We start from the raw sequence: 15526 nt of genomic DNA on the forward strand, positions 1-15526 counted from the left end.
GAGGTGTCGCCGTTGCAGAACAGCCAGGCGGTCACCGTACGGGGGGCCCTGACGGTGATCGTCAACGTCATGATCGGGGTGGGCATCCTCACCTTGCCCCGGGAGGTGGCGGCCCGCAGCGGCCCCGACAGCGTGGTGGCCACCCTGCTGGGGGCCCTGCCGGTGGCCGTGGTGCTGGCCGCCCTGAACGGGCTCTCCCCATGGATGCACCGGCGCCGGCTGCAGCACGGGCTGGAAATGCTGGTGGGGCGCTGGCCGGCCCGGATCCTGCTCGTGGCCTACGCGATCTACTTTGGCGTGCTGGCATCGGTCATCGCCCGGGCCTTTGCCGAGGTGGTCAACGCCAACGTGCTGCGCAACACCCCGGTCGAGGCCATCATGATCCCCATGCTGCTCGCCGCGGTCTTCCTGGTCCACCACCGCACCGTCACCGTGATGCGGGCCATCGAGCTGACCTTCCCCGTGCTGGTGGTGACCCTGGTGCTGCTGGCCCTGGCCACCATGGGCCGGGTCAACCTCATCTACGTGCGGCCCCAGTGGGCGCTGGGCGCCGGCCCCCTCATCCAGGGCGCCGCGGCGTCGCTGTTTGCCTATTCAGGGTTCGCAGTGTACCTCTTCCTGCTGCCCGAGCTGGAAGCCCGGCCCCGCCGGGCCATGCCCTGGCTGGTGGCAGGCCTGGTCGGCCTGATCTACAGCATGGTGGTGTTTTCGGCGGTGGGCACCTTCGGGGTGGTGGAGGTCCAGCGCATCACCTGGCCCACCATCGAGCTGGTGAAGGTGACCCAGATCCCTGGCCGGGTGTTCGAGCGGCTGGAGTCGGCCTTCCTGGCCGTGTGGGTGACGGCGGTGTTCACCACCGTGGGTCCGGCCCTCTTCGCCGCGGCCAAGGCCTTGCAGGCCCTGTTCGAGATCGACGAGCACCGGGTCCTGGCCCCCATGGCCCTGCCCCTCATGTACGTGGTGGCGCTCCTGCCGGCCAACTTCGCGGCTGTGGGCCAGCTGATGACCGTGCTGGGCTGGGTGAGCCTGGGCCTGGAGGTGGCCGTGCCCCTGCTGCTCTGGGCGGTGGCAGCGATCAAGGGCCGGCGCCTGCAGCGGGCTCACCGCGGCCCCGCGGCGGCGGCTGCCGCCGGGGCCGGTCCCTCCCCCGTCCGCCCGTCCGGGGGTCCATTCGGGCGGGTCGCCGGTGCTGGATCGCCCGCCGGGTCCGGGGCGGCCTCCGGCCCCGAGCGCGGGGTGTAGCCCGTGGCCCGGTGCTTCCAGGGCGCCCGGCGGGCGGTGGCTGCGGACCGGCGTCCCTCTCGCCGCCCCGGCGGGCGGCTGGTTCTGGTGCTGGTGGCGGCCGCTCTGGTGCTAGGCGGGTGCTGGGACGCCCGGGACGTGGAAGATCGGGCCATCGTGGTGGGGGTCGGCCTGGACCGGGCCCGGGGCGGGCGCATCGAGGTGAGCCTGGAGGTGACCATTCCCGGGGGCACCACCACGCGGCCGGGCATCAGCGGCAACCAGCCGGGGCAGCGTGGCGGCCTCCAGGGGGGCACCAAGGTGGTGCTTGCCGCTACGGGAGCCACGATCCACGAGGCGATCGCGCACCTTCGGGATGCCGCCCGCTTTGACATCTTCCTCGGCCACGTGCGGGTGGTCCTCGTCGGGGAGGACCTGGCCCGGGCTGGGGTCCTGCAACACCTGGAGATGCTGGTGCAGAACCCCGAGATCCGGCGGCTGATCCCGTTGGCCGTCGTGCGGGGCCGGGCGAAGGATTTCCTGACGACGGCCATGGCCCAGGACGCCACGGCCGCCCTCTACCTGAGCCAGATGCTGGACGATTTGACCCGCACCGGCCGTGCCCCCAACGTAGACCTGTCGCGGTTCCTCACCGATGTCTCGGAGCCCGGCGTCGATCCCGTGGCCTCCGTGCTGCGGCAGGCGGCGGGAACGGAAGCGGGCATCGACTGGGCCGGCCTGGCGGTGTTCCGGGACGACCGCCTCCAGACGATCATCCGGCCGCCCGAGGCATGGTACCTGATGTGGGCCATGGGCAGCCCGCGGCGGACCACCCTGTACGTCCCCGTGCGGGAGCCTGTATCGGGCGGCGTGGTGCTCGACATCTTCCACGTGGACTCGCGCCTCAACCTCCAGGGGCCGCCGGACAGCCGTGAGGCGGTGCTTCGCCTGCTGGTGGAGGGGCGGGTGATCGAGCACCGGGCCGGCGGGATCGACCTGACGGACACCGCCACCATGCGCCGGATCCAGGCCCGTACCCAGCGGGACCTGCAACAGCGGGTGCAGCGGATCGTCGCCCGCGTCCGCGACCTGGGGGCGGATCCCTTCGGCATCGGGCGCGCCTTACGGGTGGTGGAGCCGTCCCTCTGGCGGCAGCCGGGCAGCGCGACGCGGCAAGCGGCAGAGCGCATCGAGGCCCGGGTCGAGGTCGTGGTCCGGGTGCGCCGCACCGGCTTGACCATCCGGTAGAACCGCGCCCCTGGGCCCGGGGTGCCGGCCCAGCCGCAAGGCGGGACCGTCCCCACGGGAGGGGCACCAGGACGGGGCAAGGGAGGTGCCGGCATGTCCATCATCCTGGCGGTGGTGGCCCTCTTGGCCGAGGCCGCGGAGCCCGTGACGGCTCTGGCCTTCCTGGGCAGCGGCCTGTTCCTCTTGCGGTTCGAAGCGACGGCCGGGGACCTGGGACCCGCCGCCCGGCGGCTGGCCCGCCGGGTGGGCTGGGCGTACCTGGTCCTGGCCGGCGTGATCGGTGTCCTGCTGATCACCGGCATCGTGCCCTGGGGCCTGGCAGAACACGGGTGACCGGCGTCCTGCCCCCTACTGGGGGATCGGGCCCGCCGGGCGGGCCGTGACGGGCAGGGACAGGCTCAGGCGCCCGGCCAAGCCGCCCCGAGCCCCCGCAGGCAGAACCCTACCAGCGGCTCTACGGCTTCGGCCAGATCGGCCGGCACCTCCGCCTGCAGCCAGCTGATCACCACCTCGTAGAGGGCGCCGATCAGGGCGCGGGCGGCGATGTCCGCCGGCTGGTCAGGGAGCAGGCCCTCCTCCACCGCCTCGCGGATGTCTTCCGCGACAAGGTCCCAGAGCTCCCGGTGGATGCGGGCCAGGAGCTCGTCAAAGAGGGGATGGGCGCCCGGCGCCCGGACCAGGGCGATGTGGGCCAGGTTGCGATGGGCGCCGAAGACCCCCAGAGCCGCCCGGATGGAAGCCGCCAGCTTATCCAGCGTAGTGGCCATGCCGGCCCGGGCCGCCACCACCTCCGCCAGCACCCGGCCGTACAGGCGCTCGATCAGGGCGATGCAAGACTGCTCCTTGTTGGCGAAGTAGAGGTAGAAGGTCCCCGTGGCCACTCCGGCCCGCTCCACGATGTCCTTCACCGTGGTCTGGTGGTAACCCCGGGTGGCGAACTCCGCGGCGGCGGCTTCCAGCAACTGCTCGTACCGTTCCTGGAGGCGGGGGTCGTTGCGCCCCGCCAGGGGCGGCTGCTTGGCCATGATCCGGGCTCCTTGGCCTCCTGTATGCCTCACGGGTCTCCTACGTGCATCACGGGCAAAGCCTCACGTGCGGAACCGGCCTCGCAACTGGTTCATTGTAGCATGGCGGCCTGCCCCCGGACATAGGCATGAAAGGGCGCCGGGGCCCGGCCCAACGCCCAGGAACGGCGCACCTTGCCGGCCGGTCCGGCCGGAGGATCCCGGCGCCCGGACCGCCTCCGCGGCGCCGGCCCGGGCCGGCGCGGCATGCCGCATTCCGGTCCGGCAGCCTTGACGGACCCGGCCCCGGCGGGCGCAGGGACGGAGGGACCATCGTGGCAGGGGAGGAACGCCGCTGGTTTGCGGCCGGGCTGCTGGCCGGCCTGTTCGTCCTGGTCCTGGCGGTGCGCATGGCCGCGCCCACCCCGGCGGACGACATGGTATCCCCCGCCGGCCCGGCGCCGGTGGTGCCGCGGTTTGCCGCCGGGGAGCCGCCGGCTCCCGCCAAGAAGAAGCTGCCCATCTACAGCGTCCAGACGGACGCCAGGCGGATCGCCATCTCCTTCGACGCCACCTGGGGCGCCGACAAGACGCCCAAGATCCTGGAGATCCTCCGCCAGCACAACGTGAAAACCACCTTCTTCCTGGTCAGCATGTGGATCCGCAAGTATCCCGAGGAGACCCGCATGATCGCCCGGGAGGGGCACGAGATCGGGCTGCACTCCGCCACCCACCCCGACTTCCGCACCCTCTCCGACGCCGAGATCCGGCGCGAGCTGGAAGACAACCTCCGGGCCGTGCGGGAAACCGCCGGCTTCGAGGCCCGGCTGTTCCGGCCGCCCTTCGGCGCCTACGACGACCGGGTGATCACGGTGGTGGAGAGCATGGGCATCATCCCCATCCAGTGGGACGTGGATTCCCTGGACTGGATGGACGTGACGCCGCAGCAGATCGTGGACCGGGTGACCCGGCTGGTTCGTCCCGGTTCCATCGTGCTCTTCCATAACAACGCGGAGTCGACGCCCGCGGCCCTGCCCGAGATCCTGCGGCGCCTCCAGGGCGAGGGGTACGAGATCGTCCCCGTCTCCCAGCTCCTGCACAAGGGGCCCTACTACATCGATCACACCGGGCGCCAGATCCCCACCGGCCCGCCGCGCCTGGCGCCGGCCCCGTCTCCCGGCCGGGAGCCTGAAGGCGGCGGGGGGCGAGAACGGGAGTGAGAACGCATCGTAAGAGCGGCCGCCGCGAGGGCGCCCCAAGCCGGTCCCGGGCCGGCCGGCCCTGGATGGGCTTGGCGGTCCGGCTGCGCCATTCCTGTGACCCGCCGCCGGACCGGAAAAGGAATCCCGCCCTCCCGTCCGAATGGTAGGGGAAAGGGCCGCGGGAGGGGGCGGGTTCGGCCGCCGGACGAACCCGGCCTGCCGGGACCCGCTGGGGGTGAGGCCATGACGCTGGGAGGGCCGGAGCCGGCCGCCGCAGCCGTGCGGACCGTGATCAGCCGGGCCACCGATCCGGCGCCGCCGGGGATGCCGACCACGGGCCCGCTGGTCGACCGCTTCGGGCGGGTCGTGCGCAAGCTGCGCATCTCCCTGACGGACCGCTGCAACTTTCGGTGCGTCTACTGCATGCCCGAAGGGGACATCCCCTGGATACCCACGACCGAGATCCTGACCTTTGCCGAGATCGAGCGGGTGGTGCGGATCGTCGCCGGGATGGGGGTGGAAAAGATCCGCCTGACCGGCGGCGAGCCCCTGCTGCGACCCGGCGTGGAGGAGCTGGTGGCGCGGCTGGTGCGGGTGCCGGGGATCCGTTCCGTCAGCATGACGACCAACGGCTTCTTCCTGCGGGAAAAGGCCGGGGCCCTCAAGGCGGCGGGCCTGGCGGGCGTGAACGTCAGCCTGGACTCGCTGGACCGCGACCGCTTCCGGCAGCTCACCCGCCGGGACGAGCTGCACCGGGTGCTGGACGGGATCGCGGCGGCGGCCGCCGCGGGCCTGGAGCCCATCAAGATCAACGCCGTGGTGATGCGGGGCATCAACGACGGCGAGGTGGAGACCTTCCTGCGCTGGGCCAGGGAACAGCCCGTCCGGCTCACCCTGCGCTTCATCGAGTTCATGCCCCTGGACGGTTCCAACGTGTGGACCCGCGACCTGGTGTACACGGCGGAGGAGATCCTCCAGCAGGCCCAGCGCATTGCGCCCGTGGTGCCCCTGCACAACGACCCCGCGGACCCGGCCCGCCTCTACCGGTTCGCCGACGGCAGGGGCACCTTCGGCATCATTGCATCGGTCTCCCAGCCCTTCTGTTCCAGCTGCGACCGGATCCGGCTGACGGCCGACGGCAAGATCCGCAACTGCCTGTTCGCCGTCGAGGAGTTCGACCTGCGGGAACTTTTGCGCGGCGGGGCCGGTGATGAGGCGGTGGCGGCGGCCATCCGGCGGGCGGTGTGGGTCAAGTGGGCCGGTCACCTGATCAACCAGAAGGGTTTCGTCAAACCCCAGCGGGCGATGTACGCCATCGGCGGCTAGAGCAGGCGATGGGGCCGGCCGGCGGGGCGGATACCGGGCCCGGCGCCGCGGGGCTCGCTGTGGCTTCGCGAGCCGGAGGTGCCGCCCGGGCCTGCCGGCTGGAGGCGGCCGGGAAGACTGGCCCCCGTCCCTCCTTCGCGCTATCCTGGTGGCAACTGGAGGGATGGCAATGGCCGAATCAACCTTCGACCGCCAGGCCGCCTGGCAGCTGTTGACGGAGTTTACCCAGTCCCCCCACCTGATCAAGCACGCCCTGGGGGTGGAGGCGTGCATGCGCTACTACGCCCGCCTCTTCGGCGAGGACGAGGAGAAGTGGGGGATCACCGGCCTGCTCCACGATTTCGACTATGACCGCTACCCCTCCCTGGACGACCACCCCTTCCGCGGCGCCGAGATCCTGCGCGAGCGGGGCTGGCCCGAGGAGATCGTGCGGGCCATCCTTTCCCACGGGGATCACACCGGCGTGCCGCGGCAGACCCTCATGGAGAAGGCCCTTTACGCCGTGGACGAGCTGACGGGCTTCGTCATCGCCTGTGCCCTGGTCCGGCCCGCCGGCCTGGCCGACCTGACCGTGCAGTCGGTGAAGAAGAAGTTCAAGGACAAGGCCTTCGCCCGCGGGGTGAACCGGGAGGACGTGATCCGCGGGGCGGAGGACCTGGGCGTCCCCCTGGACCAGCACATCGCCCACGTCATCGAGGCGTTGCGGGGCATCGCGCCGCAGCTGGAGCTGGCCGGGTAGGCCTGCCGCCCGCCCTGGACGGCCGCCCGGTGGCGGCGGTCCGGCCCTGCCGGCATGCTGCCGCCGGGGGCCGGCCGGGCCGGCAGGCCCGGTTGCGGGAGGGATTCGCCGTGCGCATCGTCTCCCTGGCCCCCAGCAACACGGAGATCGCCTTTGCCCTGGGCCTGGGGGAGTTCGTGGTCGGGGTCGACGACCACTCCGACTACCCTCCGGAGGTGGCGCGCCTGCCCCGGGTGGGACCGGACCTGACCGTCGACATCGACCGGGTGGCCGCCCTTGAGCCCGACCTGGTCCTGGCCTCCCTCAGCGTTCCCGGCATGGAGCGCAACGTCGAAACCCTCCAGCGCCGGGGCCTGCCCCACCTGGTGCTCAATCCCCAGCGCTGGCCCGAGGTGCTGCAGTCCATCCAGGCGGTGGCCGCCGCCACCGGACGGGAGGAACGCGGCCGCCGGCTGGTCCGGCAGCTCCAAGCCCGGGCCGCCGCGGTCCGGCAGCGCATGGCGCGGCTGGCCGCCCGGCGGGGGCGGCCCTGGCGGCTCTACCTCGAATGGTGGCCGCGGCCGCTGATCACACCCGGCCGGCGAAGCTGGTTCACCGACATGGCCGAGATGGCCGGAGGGCAGAATATCTTCGCCGATCTCGACCGCACCAGCGGCGTCGTCGAGCCGGAGGCGGTGGTGGCCCGGGCGCCCGACGTGATCCTGCTGTGCTGGTGCGGGACGCTGCAGGGGCACATGGACCCCTCGCGGGTGGCGGCCCGGCCGGGCTGGAGCCGGCTGGAGGCCGTGGCCCGAGGCCGCGTCGTGCCCCTGCCCGAAGCCCTGTTCGGCCGGCCCGGTCCCCGCCTGGTCGAGGGGCTGGAGCGCCTGGCCGGCCTCCTGGCCGGGTTCGTCCAGGAGGAGGCAGGGGAAGGAGGGCCCGGCGAAGATGGATCTTCAGGAAGTGCAGCTGTCCCACCCGGCCGCTGACCCCGCCTCGGCGACGGTGGTGAACGAGGTGCGGCGCGTGGCGCCCGGGGTGCAGCCGCAGGGCGATCGCCTGCGCTTCGAAGCCGATCTGGTGGCCCGCATCGAACCCTTCACCCGTCCGGGCAAGGTGGAGATCTACCGCTGCCCGGAGGGCTGGCTGCTGTACTGCTACGATTCGGCCAAGGACAACTGGGCCTGCTCCGGTTCCACCCTGGAAGAGATGATCGGCCGGCTGGAGGAAGACAGCCTGGCCCACCTGGTGCGGGCGGGGCTGGAGCGCAGCGGGCACCTGGCCGCCCGGCGGCCGTAGCCGGCGCGCGGGGCCGGCGGCTATCCGGGCTGGCCCGGCCCGGCCGCTCCCCCGGCGCCGCCTGCCTGTTCGTCCCGGGTCCGGGCTCGGGGCCGCCCCTTCCTGCCCCGGGCCAGCAGGTAGGCGGCCCCGGCGACGGCGGCGAGCGGTGCCAGCACCACCACGATCTCGACGACCAGGAGGGCCATCTCCCGCAGGCCCCACCAGAGCAGGCCCTGGCGGGCCATGATCAGCGGGATCAGCGCCAGCAGGGCGAAGTACGCCATCCCGGCGTAGCGGAAGAAGCGGTGCGCCCGCTGGCGGGCCCGCTCGAGGCGTTCCTCGTCCGGTGGAGCGGGCGGCTCGGTGCGCTGCTCGTGACGACCCCCGCCGGGCTGCGCGGGACCGCCCCGGCCGGGTAACTCGTGACGGCCCTCGTCCGGCTGCTCGTGCTCGTGACGGTCCCCGCCGCGGCCCTGGCCGGGGTGGCCCCCGGCCGGTGCGGCGGCCCCGTCATGACCCTCCAGGCGGGCCGCCGGGGCGGCGCCAGCGGGGCCTGCCTGGCCTGGGGTCCCCGCAGGGGCCCCGGGGCCCTCCGGGTGGCGCCCGGCCGTCGCGGTGGCCGGGCCGTGGGACGAGGCTTGGCCACCGCCGGGCCCTCCACCTAGGAGCGCTTCCAGCTCATGGGGTGCGAGCTGCCACGCGGCGGCGGGATCCTCCAGCCGCCCGGCGGCGGCCAGGTCCCTTCCGGCCCCCAGCACCGCCCGCCGCCACCAGGACCTGAGGACCAGCATGTGGTAGCCCATCTCCGCGGCCACCCGGGTGGTGGCCTCGGCCAGCCGCCGGGTCTCCTCGATGCGGCCCCGGTCGAGGGGCCGCCGGGCCAGGTGCCGGCGGATGGCCTCCTCCAGCTGCTGCTGGCGCCGCTGGGCGTTGATCTCCGCAGCGATGGGGCTGAGCCCCCGGTCCTGGAAGAACCGGGCCAGCCATGCCAGGGCGGGCTCGGGGTCTTCCGCCCAGGTGGGCTCCGCCAGCTCGGCCGCGGGCAGGGCCACATACCCGTACCGCTCGAGGAACTGGCCCCACAGCTCCAGGAAGGCGGCCACCGGCCCGCCGTGTTCCGGCGACGCTCCTGCGCCGGCACCGGGGGCGTCCTGGGCAAGGCGCGACAGCCGGGGGTGGTAGGGCGGTTCCCGGAAGACGGCGGCCACCGCCCCTGCTTCCCGGCCGCGGGCGGCCAGGTGCCAGAGCCGCTGGCCCATCTCCGCCACCACCGCCGGAACGGGGACCAGGTCGCCCGCCCGCGGGGCACCGGGCAGCTGAAAAGCCTGCAAGAGGGCGTCCAGCTGCCAGAGGCTAAGGGTCGCCAGGGCTTCGAGGCGCAGGAGCCGGTCCAGGTGAGCCCGCCAGATGTCCCGGCAGCGTTCCAGGGTCCGCCGCCATTCCTGGAACCGTCCGAACTCGCCGGAACGGCCGGGATCGCCGGGGGTCCCCCCGGCCCGCTCCAGGGGGATCACCCGCAGCCGCAGCTCGCCGGCGTCGGCCAGCAGGGTCCGGGCACCCTGCTCGTCCCACCAGCGAACCAGCTCGGCCGCCTGGCGGGCGGCGATCCAGCCGTGGCGGGCGGCCCGCCAGGCCAGGGCCCCCGGCCAGGCGGCGGCCGGGAGGGGGCGGGCCAGGAGATGGCCCTGTTCGTCCACGGTCAGGTCGACACCGGCGCTGGGCAGCGACAGGTCCCGGCTGATCCGCCCCGTCAGGTCCGGCAGCTCCTGCCGCCACAGGGCGGCGGAATAGCGGGTCAGCGGGCGCGGCGCCAGAACCTCTTCCCGGCGCCACGGGCCCGGGCGCCCGCCGGCCGGCTCCAGCCAGGCATGAGGTAGAAGGCTCCAGGGTGCCAGGGGTCCGGTCCCGGCGAGGTTGAGGCCGCTGCCCTCCCCCCTGGGGGCGTCGCCCGGCCTGCCGCCGGGTGGACCCGCCGGGGTTGCGGCCACCGGCGGTGCGGTGGAGGGGGCGCCATCAGGCGGAGCCCCAGGAGTCCCGCTGGCGCCTGCCGGCCTGGCGCCGGCTGGCTCCGGGTCAGGGGCGGCCGTGCCGGTCACTGTGCGGACCTCCGGACCGGCACCCGGCCGGGGTTGCGGGTGGGCGTTGCTGGTCACGGGCTCGTTCCTCCACAGGGGCGTTCAAGGGTTGGTGCCGCGGGCGGCACCCTGCTCATCATAGCAAAGCCGCCGCACAACGGCTGAGGCCGCTGCCTGCCGGCGCCGCAGGGAACCGGTTCCTCCCAGGCGAATGGATGGGCGGAGGTGACCGGGCTTGACCGCAACGGAGGACGGAGCGGACCGCCGTTACGAGTACCTGCTGGTGGAGACCGACGGGCCGGTGGCCATCGTCCGGCTGAACCGGCCGAAGGTGCTCAACGCCCTGCGGCGGGACCTCATTGAAGAGCTGGCCGGGGCGCTGGCCGGGTTCGACCGCGACCCGGACATCCGCTGCATGGTCCTGACCGGCAACGAGCGGGCTTTCGCCGCCGGCGCCGACATCGCCGAGATGGCGGGCAAGGGCCTGGCCGAGGTGACCGGGGACGACCTGCTGGGCGCCTGGCAGCGCCTCTGGCGCATCCGCAAGCCCGTCATCGCGGCGGTGCAGGGCTACTGCCTGGGCGGCGGGTTCGAGCTGGCCATGGGATGCGACATCATCATCGCCGGCGAGTCGGCCCAGTTCGGCCAGCCGGAGATCAAGATCGGCGTGATCCCCGGCGCCGGCGGCACCCAGCGGCTGACCCGCGTGGCCGGGAAGTACAAGGCCATGGAGGCCATCCTGACGGGGCGGATGATCCCCGCCCGGGAAGCCGAGGCGTGGGGGCTCGTCACGCGGGTGGTGCCCGACGAGCAGTGCCTGCCCGAGGCCGTGCGGCTGGCCCACGCCATCGCGGGCATGCCGCCGCTGGCGGTGCAGATGGCCAAGGCGGCGGTGCTGCAGGCTTACGAGACGCCCCTGGGGGCGGGGCTGGAGTTCGAGCGGCGGCTGTTCTACAGCCTGTTCGCCACGGAAGACCAGAAGGAAGGCATGCAGGCCTTTCTGGAGAAGCGGGCCCCCCAGTGGAAAGGCCGGTAAGGAGGCGACGGGACACGTTGTCCAGGGATCGCAGCGGCGGGAACGGGGGCCGCGGCGGGCTTCCAGGCGGCGAGCCTCTCGGCGGCGCTTTCCCCGGGGTCGGGGACGAACCCGGCTCCCGGGAACCGGAACCGGGAGCCGGAGAATCGACCCTGCCGGCGTTCCGCGCCCAGGTTCCCGTCCGCCTGGTGGTCAACGGGGAGACCTGGGTGGGGGACGTTCCGGCGAGCCTCACCCTGGCCGCGTTCCTCCGCGAGCGGCTTGGCCTGACGGGGACCAAGATCGGCTGCGGGGAAGGCAATTGCGGGGCGTGCAGCGTGATCGTCGACGGGGAGCTGGTGTACAGCTGCCTGGTGCCCGTGGCCGCCTGCGACGGCAGCCGGGTGGAGACCGTGGAGGGGCTGGCCCGGGGCGATCGCCTGCACCCCATCCAGGAAGCGTTCATCGCGGAGGACGCCCTGCAGTGCGGTTTCTGCACGCCCGGGCAGATCATGGCCGTCAAGGCCCTGCTGGACCGGGAGCCCCACCCCACCCGGGAGCAGGTGGTGGCCGCGCTGTCCGGCAACCTCTGCCGGTGCGGGGCCTACACCCGGATCGTGCAGGCCGCCCTGCGGGCTGCCGGGGCGCTGGGTGGGGCCGGTGGCGGAGGAGGGGTGTCCGGTGCCGCGACTGGTTAAGACCCGCTTCGAGTTCGAGGGCCGGGTGCAGGAGCGGTTCGTGGTGGTCGAGGACGACCCCGCGGGGCCGCTGCCCGGAGAAGACCGGCTGCGTTACATCGGCCGGCCCGTGCCGCGGGTGGACGGCTGGGAGAAGGTCACCGGGCGCGCCCGCTACACCCACGACGTGCGGCTGCCCGGCATGGTCCATGCGGTGGTCGTACGGAGCCCTTATCCCCACGCCCGGATCCGCTCTGTCCGGGCGGAGCGGGCCCTGGCCATCCCGGGGGTCCTGGCCGTTTTGACCCATGAGAACTGCCCGCCCATTCCCTGGGGCCGCGAGGGGGATCGCGTCCTCAACCCGGTGGTGCGCTACCACGGGGATGAGGTGGCGGTGGTGGCGGCCCGCGACCTCGAGACCGCCCGGGCCGCCGCGGCGGCCCTGGAGGTGGAGTACGAGCCGTTGCCCTTTGTGGTCGACCTGGAAGAGGCCATGAAGCCCGATGCCCCGCCCGTGCGGCCCCAGGGCAACGTGCGCTGGGACCGGGCGACCCGCTACAGCCGCGGGGACGTGGAGGCCGGCTTTCGCGAGGCGGAGGTGGTGGTGGAGGGCACCTTCCGCACCCCGGTGCAGCTGCACAACTGCATGGAGACCCACGGCAGCGTGGTGGACTGGCAGCAGGACCGGGTGACCATCTACGACTCGACCCAGCACCTGTTCGGCGTCCGGGACCGGTTTGCCCAGCTCTTCGGGCTGCCCGTGCACCGGGTGCGGGTGGTCAAGGAGCACATGGGCGGCGGTTTCGGCAGCAAGAACGGGCTGCACAAGTACACGGTGCTGGCGGGCATCCTCAGCCGGCAGCTGGGGCGGCCGGTGCGCTGCGTGCTGGACCGGGAGGAGGAGAACCTGGCCGCAGGCAACCGCCACAGCACCCTGCAGCGGCTCAAGCTGGGCGCCCGGGCCGACGGCCGGCTGGTGGCCCTGGACCTGGAGACTTATGCCGCCGTGGGGGTCCTGGGCAGTCCCGGCAGCATCGGCGGCCCGGCCCGCCAGCTGTACGCCATTCCCAACGTGCGCACGGTCGAAGTGCCGGTCCACACCAACACCGGGCCCACCTCCGCCTTCCGGGCGCCGGGCTACGTGGAGGGCACGGTGGCCCTGGAGGTGCTGATGGACGAGCTGGCGCGCCGGCTCGACCTGGACCCCCTGGAGCTGCGGCTGCGCAACTACGCGGAGGTCGACCCCACCAGCGGCCGGCCCTACTCCTCCAAGGGGCTGCGGCAGGCCTACGCCATGGGCGCCGCCATGGCGGGCTGGCAGGCCAAGCGCGGCGGAAGAGGATGGGGTGTGCCGGGCGTTGTCGCCCTTGAGGCCGCTGCTCAGGGGGCCGGCGGCGACGGGACCGCCACCGGGACCGGTGCCGGGGCCCCCGCGACGGGGGGAACGGGCGGCCCGGTTGTGGAAGGCGGAGCCGGCCGCCGGCGCCGGCTGCGGGGCATCGGCATGGCCAGCCAGATCTGGGGTGGCGCGGGCGGTCCTCCGGCCCAGGCCGAGGTGCGGGTTCATCCGGACGGTACGGCTACGGTGGTGACGGCGGGCCAGGACATCGGAACCGGCACGCGCACCGTGCTGGCCCAGATCGCCGCGGAAGAACTGGCCCTGCCCCTGGAGCGGGTGCGGGTGCAGCTGGGGGACACCGACGGCGGGCCTTACGCTCCCATCAGCGCCGGCAGCATGACGGTACCTTCCATGGGACCGGCGGTGCGGTCGGCGGCGGCGGATGCCGCCCGCCAGATCCTGGAGCTGGCGGGCGGGCTCCTGGAGGCCGATCCGCGGGATCTGGAGCTGGTTCCTCCGGGGCGGGTGCAGGTCAGGGGGGCTCCCGACAGGGCGGTCACCTTCCAGGAGCTCGGCAAGACCCTCGGCCAGTACGTGATCACCGGCCGCGGCAGCCGCGGCCCCAACCCCGACGAGTACGCCATCCACACCTTCGGCGCGCAGTTCGCCGAGGTGGAGGTCGATCCGGCCACCGGCGAGGTGCGGGTGCTCGACCTCTGGGCGGTCCACGACATCGGCCGGGTGGTGAACCCCCTGACGGCGGCGGCCCAGATGGAGGGCGGCATGATCCAGGGACTGGGGTTCGCGCTCATGGAGGAACGGGTCATGGATCCGCTGAGCGGCCGGGTGCTCAACCCCAACCTGGAGAACTACCGGGTGCCCACGGTGGCCGACATCCCGCGGCTGCACGTGGCCTTCACCGGCGAGCCCGATCCTCATGGCAACAACCTGGGGGTCAAGGGGGCGGGGGAGCCGCCCATCATCCCCACGGCGGCGGCCATCGCCAACGCCTTCTACCACGCCACGGGCATCCCCGTGCGGGAACTGCCCCTCACCCGCCATCGGGTGCTGGCCCTCTTGCGCCGCCACGGCATCGGCCCCGACGGCCGGCGGCAGCGCCAGGCTGCGGGGGGAGGTGATCCCCGGTGACGGAGCGCTGGGGAGAGGAACGGAATTCCGCTGCTGCGAGCGGCGGCGCGGCGCCGCCGGCCCCGCCGGCGGCAGCGGCGGAAGGAGCCCGCCGGGACGAGGGGCACCTGCCGGCGGCCGGCCCGGCCTATGGCCGGGCGGTGACCCTGGAGGACGCCCTCCAGGCCCTGGCCGCTGCCCACCAGGGCGAGCGGCCGGTGGCCCTGGCCGGGGGGACGGACCTCCTCACCCTGATGCACCAGGGCCGGGCGCGGCCCCGGTGGCTGCTGGACATCCGCCGGATCGGCGGCCTGCGCGGCATGGGACCTTTGGACGACGGGCGGTGGCGCATCGGCGCCCTGACCACCCTGGCCGACTTGGCCCGGCCGGGTGCCCTGCCCGGACCCTACCGGGCCCTGGCCCAGGCGGCGGCCGCCTCGGCCACGCCGGCCCTGCGCAACCGGGCCACCCTGGGAGGGAACCTGGAGCAGCAGGTGCGCTGCTGGTACTTCCGCACCGGCCTGCCCTGCCGCCTGGCGGGGCACGACCACTGCACCTGTGCCGCTCCCGGTGCCGCCGGTCCCTTCCAGGCCGTCTTCGGCCACGGTCCGGGCGAAGACGGGGCAGGATGCGGGGCCGTTCACCCCTCGGACCCCGCCGTGGCCCTGGTGGCCCTGGGGGCCGAGGTGGAGCTGGCCCGGTGGCAGGCGGGGGGGATTGGCCGCCGGCGGGTTCCCGCCGGGGAGTACTTCACGGGGCGGGTGCCGGCCGGCCGGCCCTCACGGTCCGGGAACCGGACGAGCTGGTGGTCGCCATCGACCTGCCGGCGGCCGGTGGCGGAGCTCACTGGACCAGCGCCTACCGGAAGCTCACCGACCGGCGGGCCTGGCAGTTTGCCCTGGTGAGCCTGGCGGCCTCCATCCGCTGGGACGAAGGCGGTGAACCGGGGACCGGGCCGAGGGTCCGGGTGGCCCGGCTGGCGCTGGGCGGGGTCGCCCTCAAGCCCTGGCGGCTGGAGAGCGTGGAGGCCTGGCTGGAGGGGCGGCGGCTGGATCCGGAGGCGGCCCGGCAGGCGGGCGCCCTGGCCGTGGAAGGCGCCCGTCCTCTGCCGGGCAGCGAGTACAAGGTCGAGCTGATCCGGGCGCTGGTGGCCGATACCTTGCTGGAGCTGGCGGAGGAGAGGGCCGGTGCCCGGGCGGTGGCCCGGTAGGTTTCCGCTCCCGGCAGGGCGCGACAGCTGGCAGGTTGCGGGTCCGGCAGGTCGGGTCCCTCGCCGGCCGCGCCTTCGGCAG

General features: G+C 73.7%; 15 protein-coding genes. 13 read left to right on the top strand and 2 right to left on the bottom strand.

The window, feature by feature from the left end; translation table 11 throughout:
- Positions 1 to 12 precede the first annotated feature (12 nt).
- The 3 genes from ACZ5T9_RS06790 to ACZ5T9_RS06800 all read left to right on the top strand — a co-directional run bounded on the left by ACZ5T9_RS06790 (position 13) and on the right by ACZ5T9_RS06800 (position 2802).
- Positions 13 to 1242, top strand: coding sequence for a GerAB/ArcD/ProY family transporter (locus ACZ5T9_RS06790; protein ID WP_464832328.1), 1230 nt, complete (start codon positions 13 to 15; stop codon positions 1240 to 1242).
- Between the two features lie 3 nt (positions 1243 to 1245).
- Positions 1246 to 2469 carry a Ger(x)C family spore germination protein gene (locus ACZ5T9_RS06795; RefSeq protein ID WP_464832330.1) on the top strand — a complete coding sequence of 408 codons (1224 nt, stop codon included), beginning with the start codon at positions 1246 to 1248 and terminating at the stop codon, positions 2467 to 2469.
- A gap of 93 nt (positions 2470 to 2562) precedes the next feature.
- Positions 2563 to 2802 (top strand): hypothetical protein, encoded by a 240-nt coding sequence (locus tag ACZ5T9_RS06800; protein ID WP_464832332.1) that lies wholly within the window; start codon positions 2563 to 2565, stop codon positions 2800 to 2802.
- Between the two features lie 65 nt (positions 2803 to 2867).
- Here ACZ5T9_RS06800 and ACZ5T9_RS06805 read toward each other — a convergent pair whose 3' ends face one another.
- Positions 2868 to 3494: a TetR/AcrR family transcriptional regulator gene (locus tag ACZ5T9_RS06805; protein WP_006903728.1), complete on the bottom strand. Its 627-nt coding sequence runs from the start codon at positions 3492 to 3494 to the stop codon at positions 2868 to 2870.
- 314 nt (positions 3495 to 3808) lie between these two features.
- Here ACZ5T9_RS06805 and ACZ5T9_RS06810 point away from each other — a divergent pair, with 314 nt between their 5' ends.
- From ACZ5T9_RS06810 to ACZ5T9_RS06830, 5 genes are all read left to right on the top strand, one after another.
- On the top strand, positions 3809 to 4693 hold the full coding sequence (locus ACZ5T9_RS06810; RefSeq protein WP_464832334.1) for a polysaccharide deacetylase family protein: 885 nt from the start codon (positions 3809 to 3811) through the stop codon (positions 4691 to 4693).
- A gap of 225 nt (positions 4694 to 4918) precedes the next feature.
- Positions 4919 to 6001, top strand: a complete 1083-nt coding sequence (gene moaA, locus ACZ5T9_RS06815) for a GTP 3',8-cyclase MoaA (RefSeq protein WP_464832336.1) — start codon at positions 4919 to 4921, stop codon at positions 5999 to 6001.
- A gap of 169 nt (positions 6002 to 6170) precedes the next feature.
- Complete coding sequence (locus ACZ5T9_RS06820; RefSeq protein WP_464832337.1) at positions 6171 to 6740, top strand: HD domain-containing protein; 570 nt, start codon at positions 6171 to 6173, stop codon at positions 6738 to 6740.
- Positions 6741 to 6850: 110 nt separating this feature from the next.
- A complete protein-coding gene (locus tag ACZ5T9_RS06825) occupies positions 6851 to 7708 on the top strand; it encodes a cobalamin-binding protein (protein ID WP_464832339.1) in 858 nt (285 codons plus the stop codon).
- Positions 7668 to 8018 carry a hypothetical protein gene (locus tag ACZ5T9_RS06830; protein WP_464832341.1) on the top strand — a complete coding sequence of 117 codons (351 nt, stop codon included), beginning with the start codon at positions 7668 to 7670 and terminating at the stop codon, positions 8016 to 8018. Before ACZ5T9_RS06825 ends, ACZ5T9_RS06830 begins: the two co-directional genes overlap by 41 nt.
- Before the next feature lie 20 nt (positions 8019 to 8038).
- Here the strand turns inward: ACZ5T9_RS06830 and ACZ5T9_RS06835 are convergent, their stop codons facing one another.
- On the bottom strand, positions 8039 to 10153 hold the full coding sequence (locus ACZ5T9_RS06835; RefSeq protein ID WP_464832343.1) for a hypothetical protein: 2115 nt from the start codon (positions 10151 to 10153) through the stop codon (positions 8039 to 8041).
- Between the two features lie 157 nt (positions 10154 to 10310).
- Here ACZ5T9_RS06835 and ACZ5T9_RS06840 point away from each other — a divergent pair, with 157 nt between their 5' ends.
- From ACZ5T9_RS06840 to ACZ5T9_RS06860, 5 genes are read left to right on the top strand one after another with little or no spacing between them, the layout of a single operon-like run.
- Positions 10311 to 11111 (top strand): enoyl-CoA hydratase-related protein, encoded by an 801-nt coding sequence (locus ACZ5T9_RS06840; RefSeq protein ID WP_464832345.1) that lies wholly within the window; start codon positions 10311 to 10313, stop codon positions 11109 to 11111.
- Positions 11112 to 11128: 17 nt separating this feature from the next.
- Positions 11129 to 11788 (top strand): (2Fe-2S)-binding protein, encoded by a 660-nt coding sequence (locus ACZ5T9_RS06845; protein WP_464832347.1) that lies wholly within the window; start codon positions 11129 to 11131, stop codon positions 11786 to 11788.
- Positions 11772 to 14255: a xanthine dehydrogenase family protein molybdopterin-binding subunit gene (locus ACZ5T9_RS06850; protein ID WP_464832349.1), complete on the top strand. Its 2484-nt coding sequence runs from the start codon at positions 11772 to 11774 to the stop codon at positions 14253 to 14255. The genes ACZ5T9_RS06845 and ACZ5T9_RS06850 overlap by 17 nt, the downstream gene beginning before the upstream one ends.
- Positions 14252 to 15139, top strand: a complete 888-nt coding sequence (locus ACZ5T9_RS06855; protein WP_464832351.1) for an FAD binding domain-containing protein — start codon at positions 14252 to 14254, stop codon at positions 15137 to 15139. The genes ACZ5T9_RS06850 and ACZ5T9_RS06855 overlap by 4 nt, the downstream gene beginning before the upstream one ends.
- Positions 15136 to 15444 carry a hypothetical protein gene (locus tag ACZ5T9_RS06860; RefSeq protein ID WP_464832353.1) on the top strand — a complete coding sequence of 103 codons (309 nt, stop codon included), beginning with the start codon at positions 15136 to 15138 and terminating at the stop codon, positions 15442 to 15444. Before ACZ5T9_RS06855 ends, ACZ5T9_RS06860 begins: the two co-directional genes overlap by 4 nt.
- The last annotated feature ends 82 nt before the right edge of the window (positions 15445 to 15526 follow it).

The sequence above is a fragment of the Thermaerobacter nagasakiensis genome (assembly GCF_055396825.1).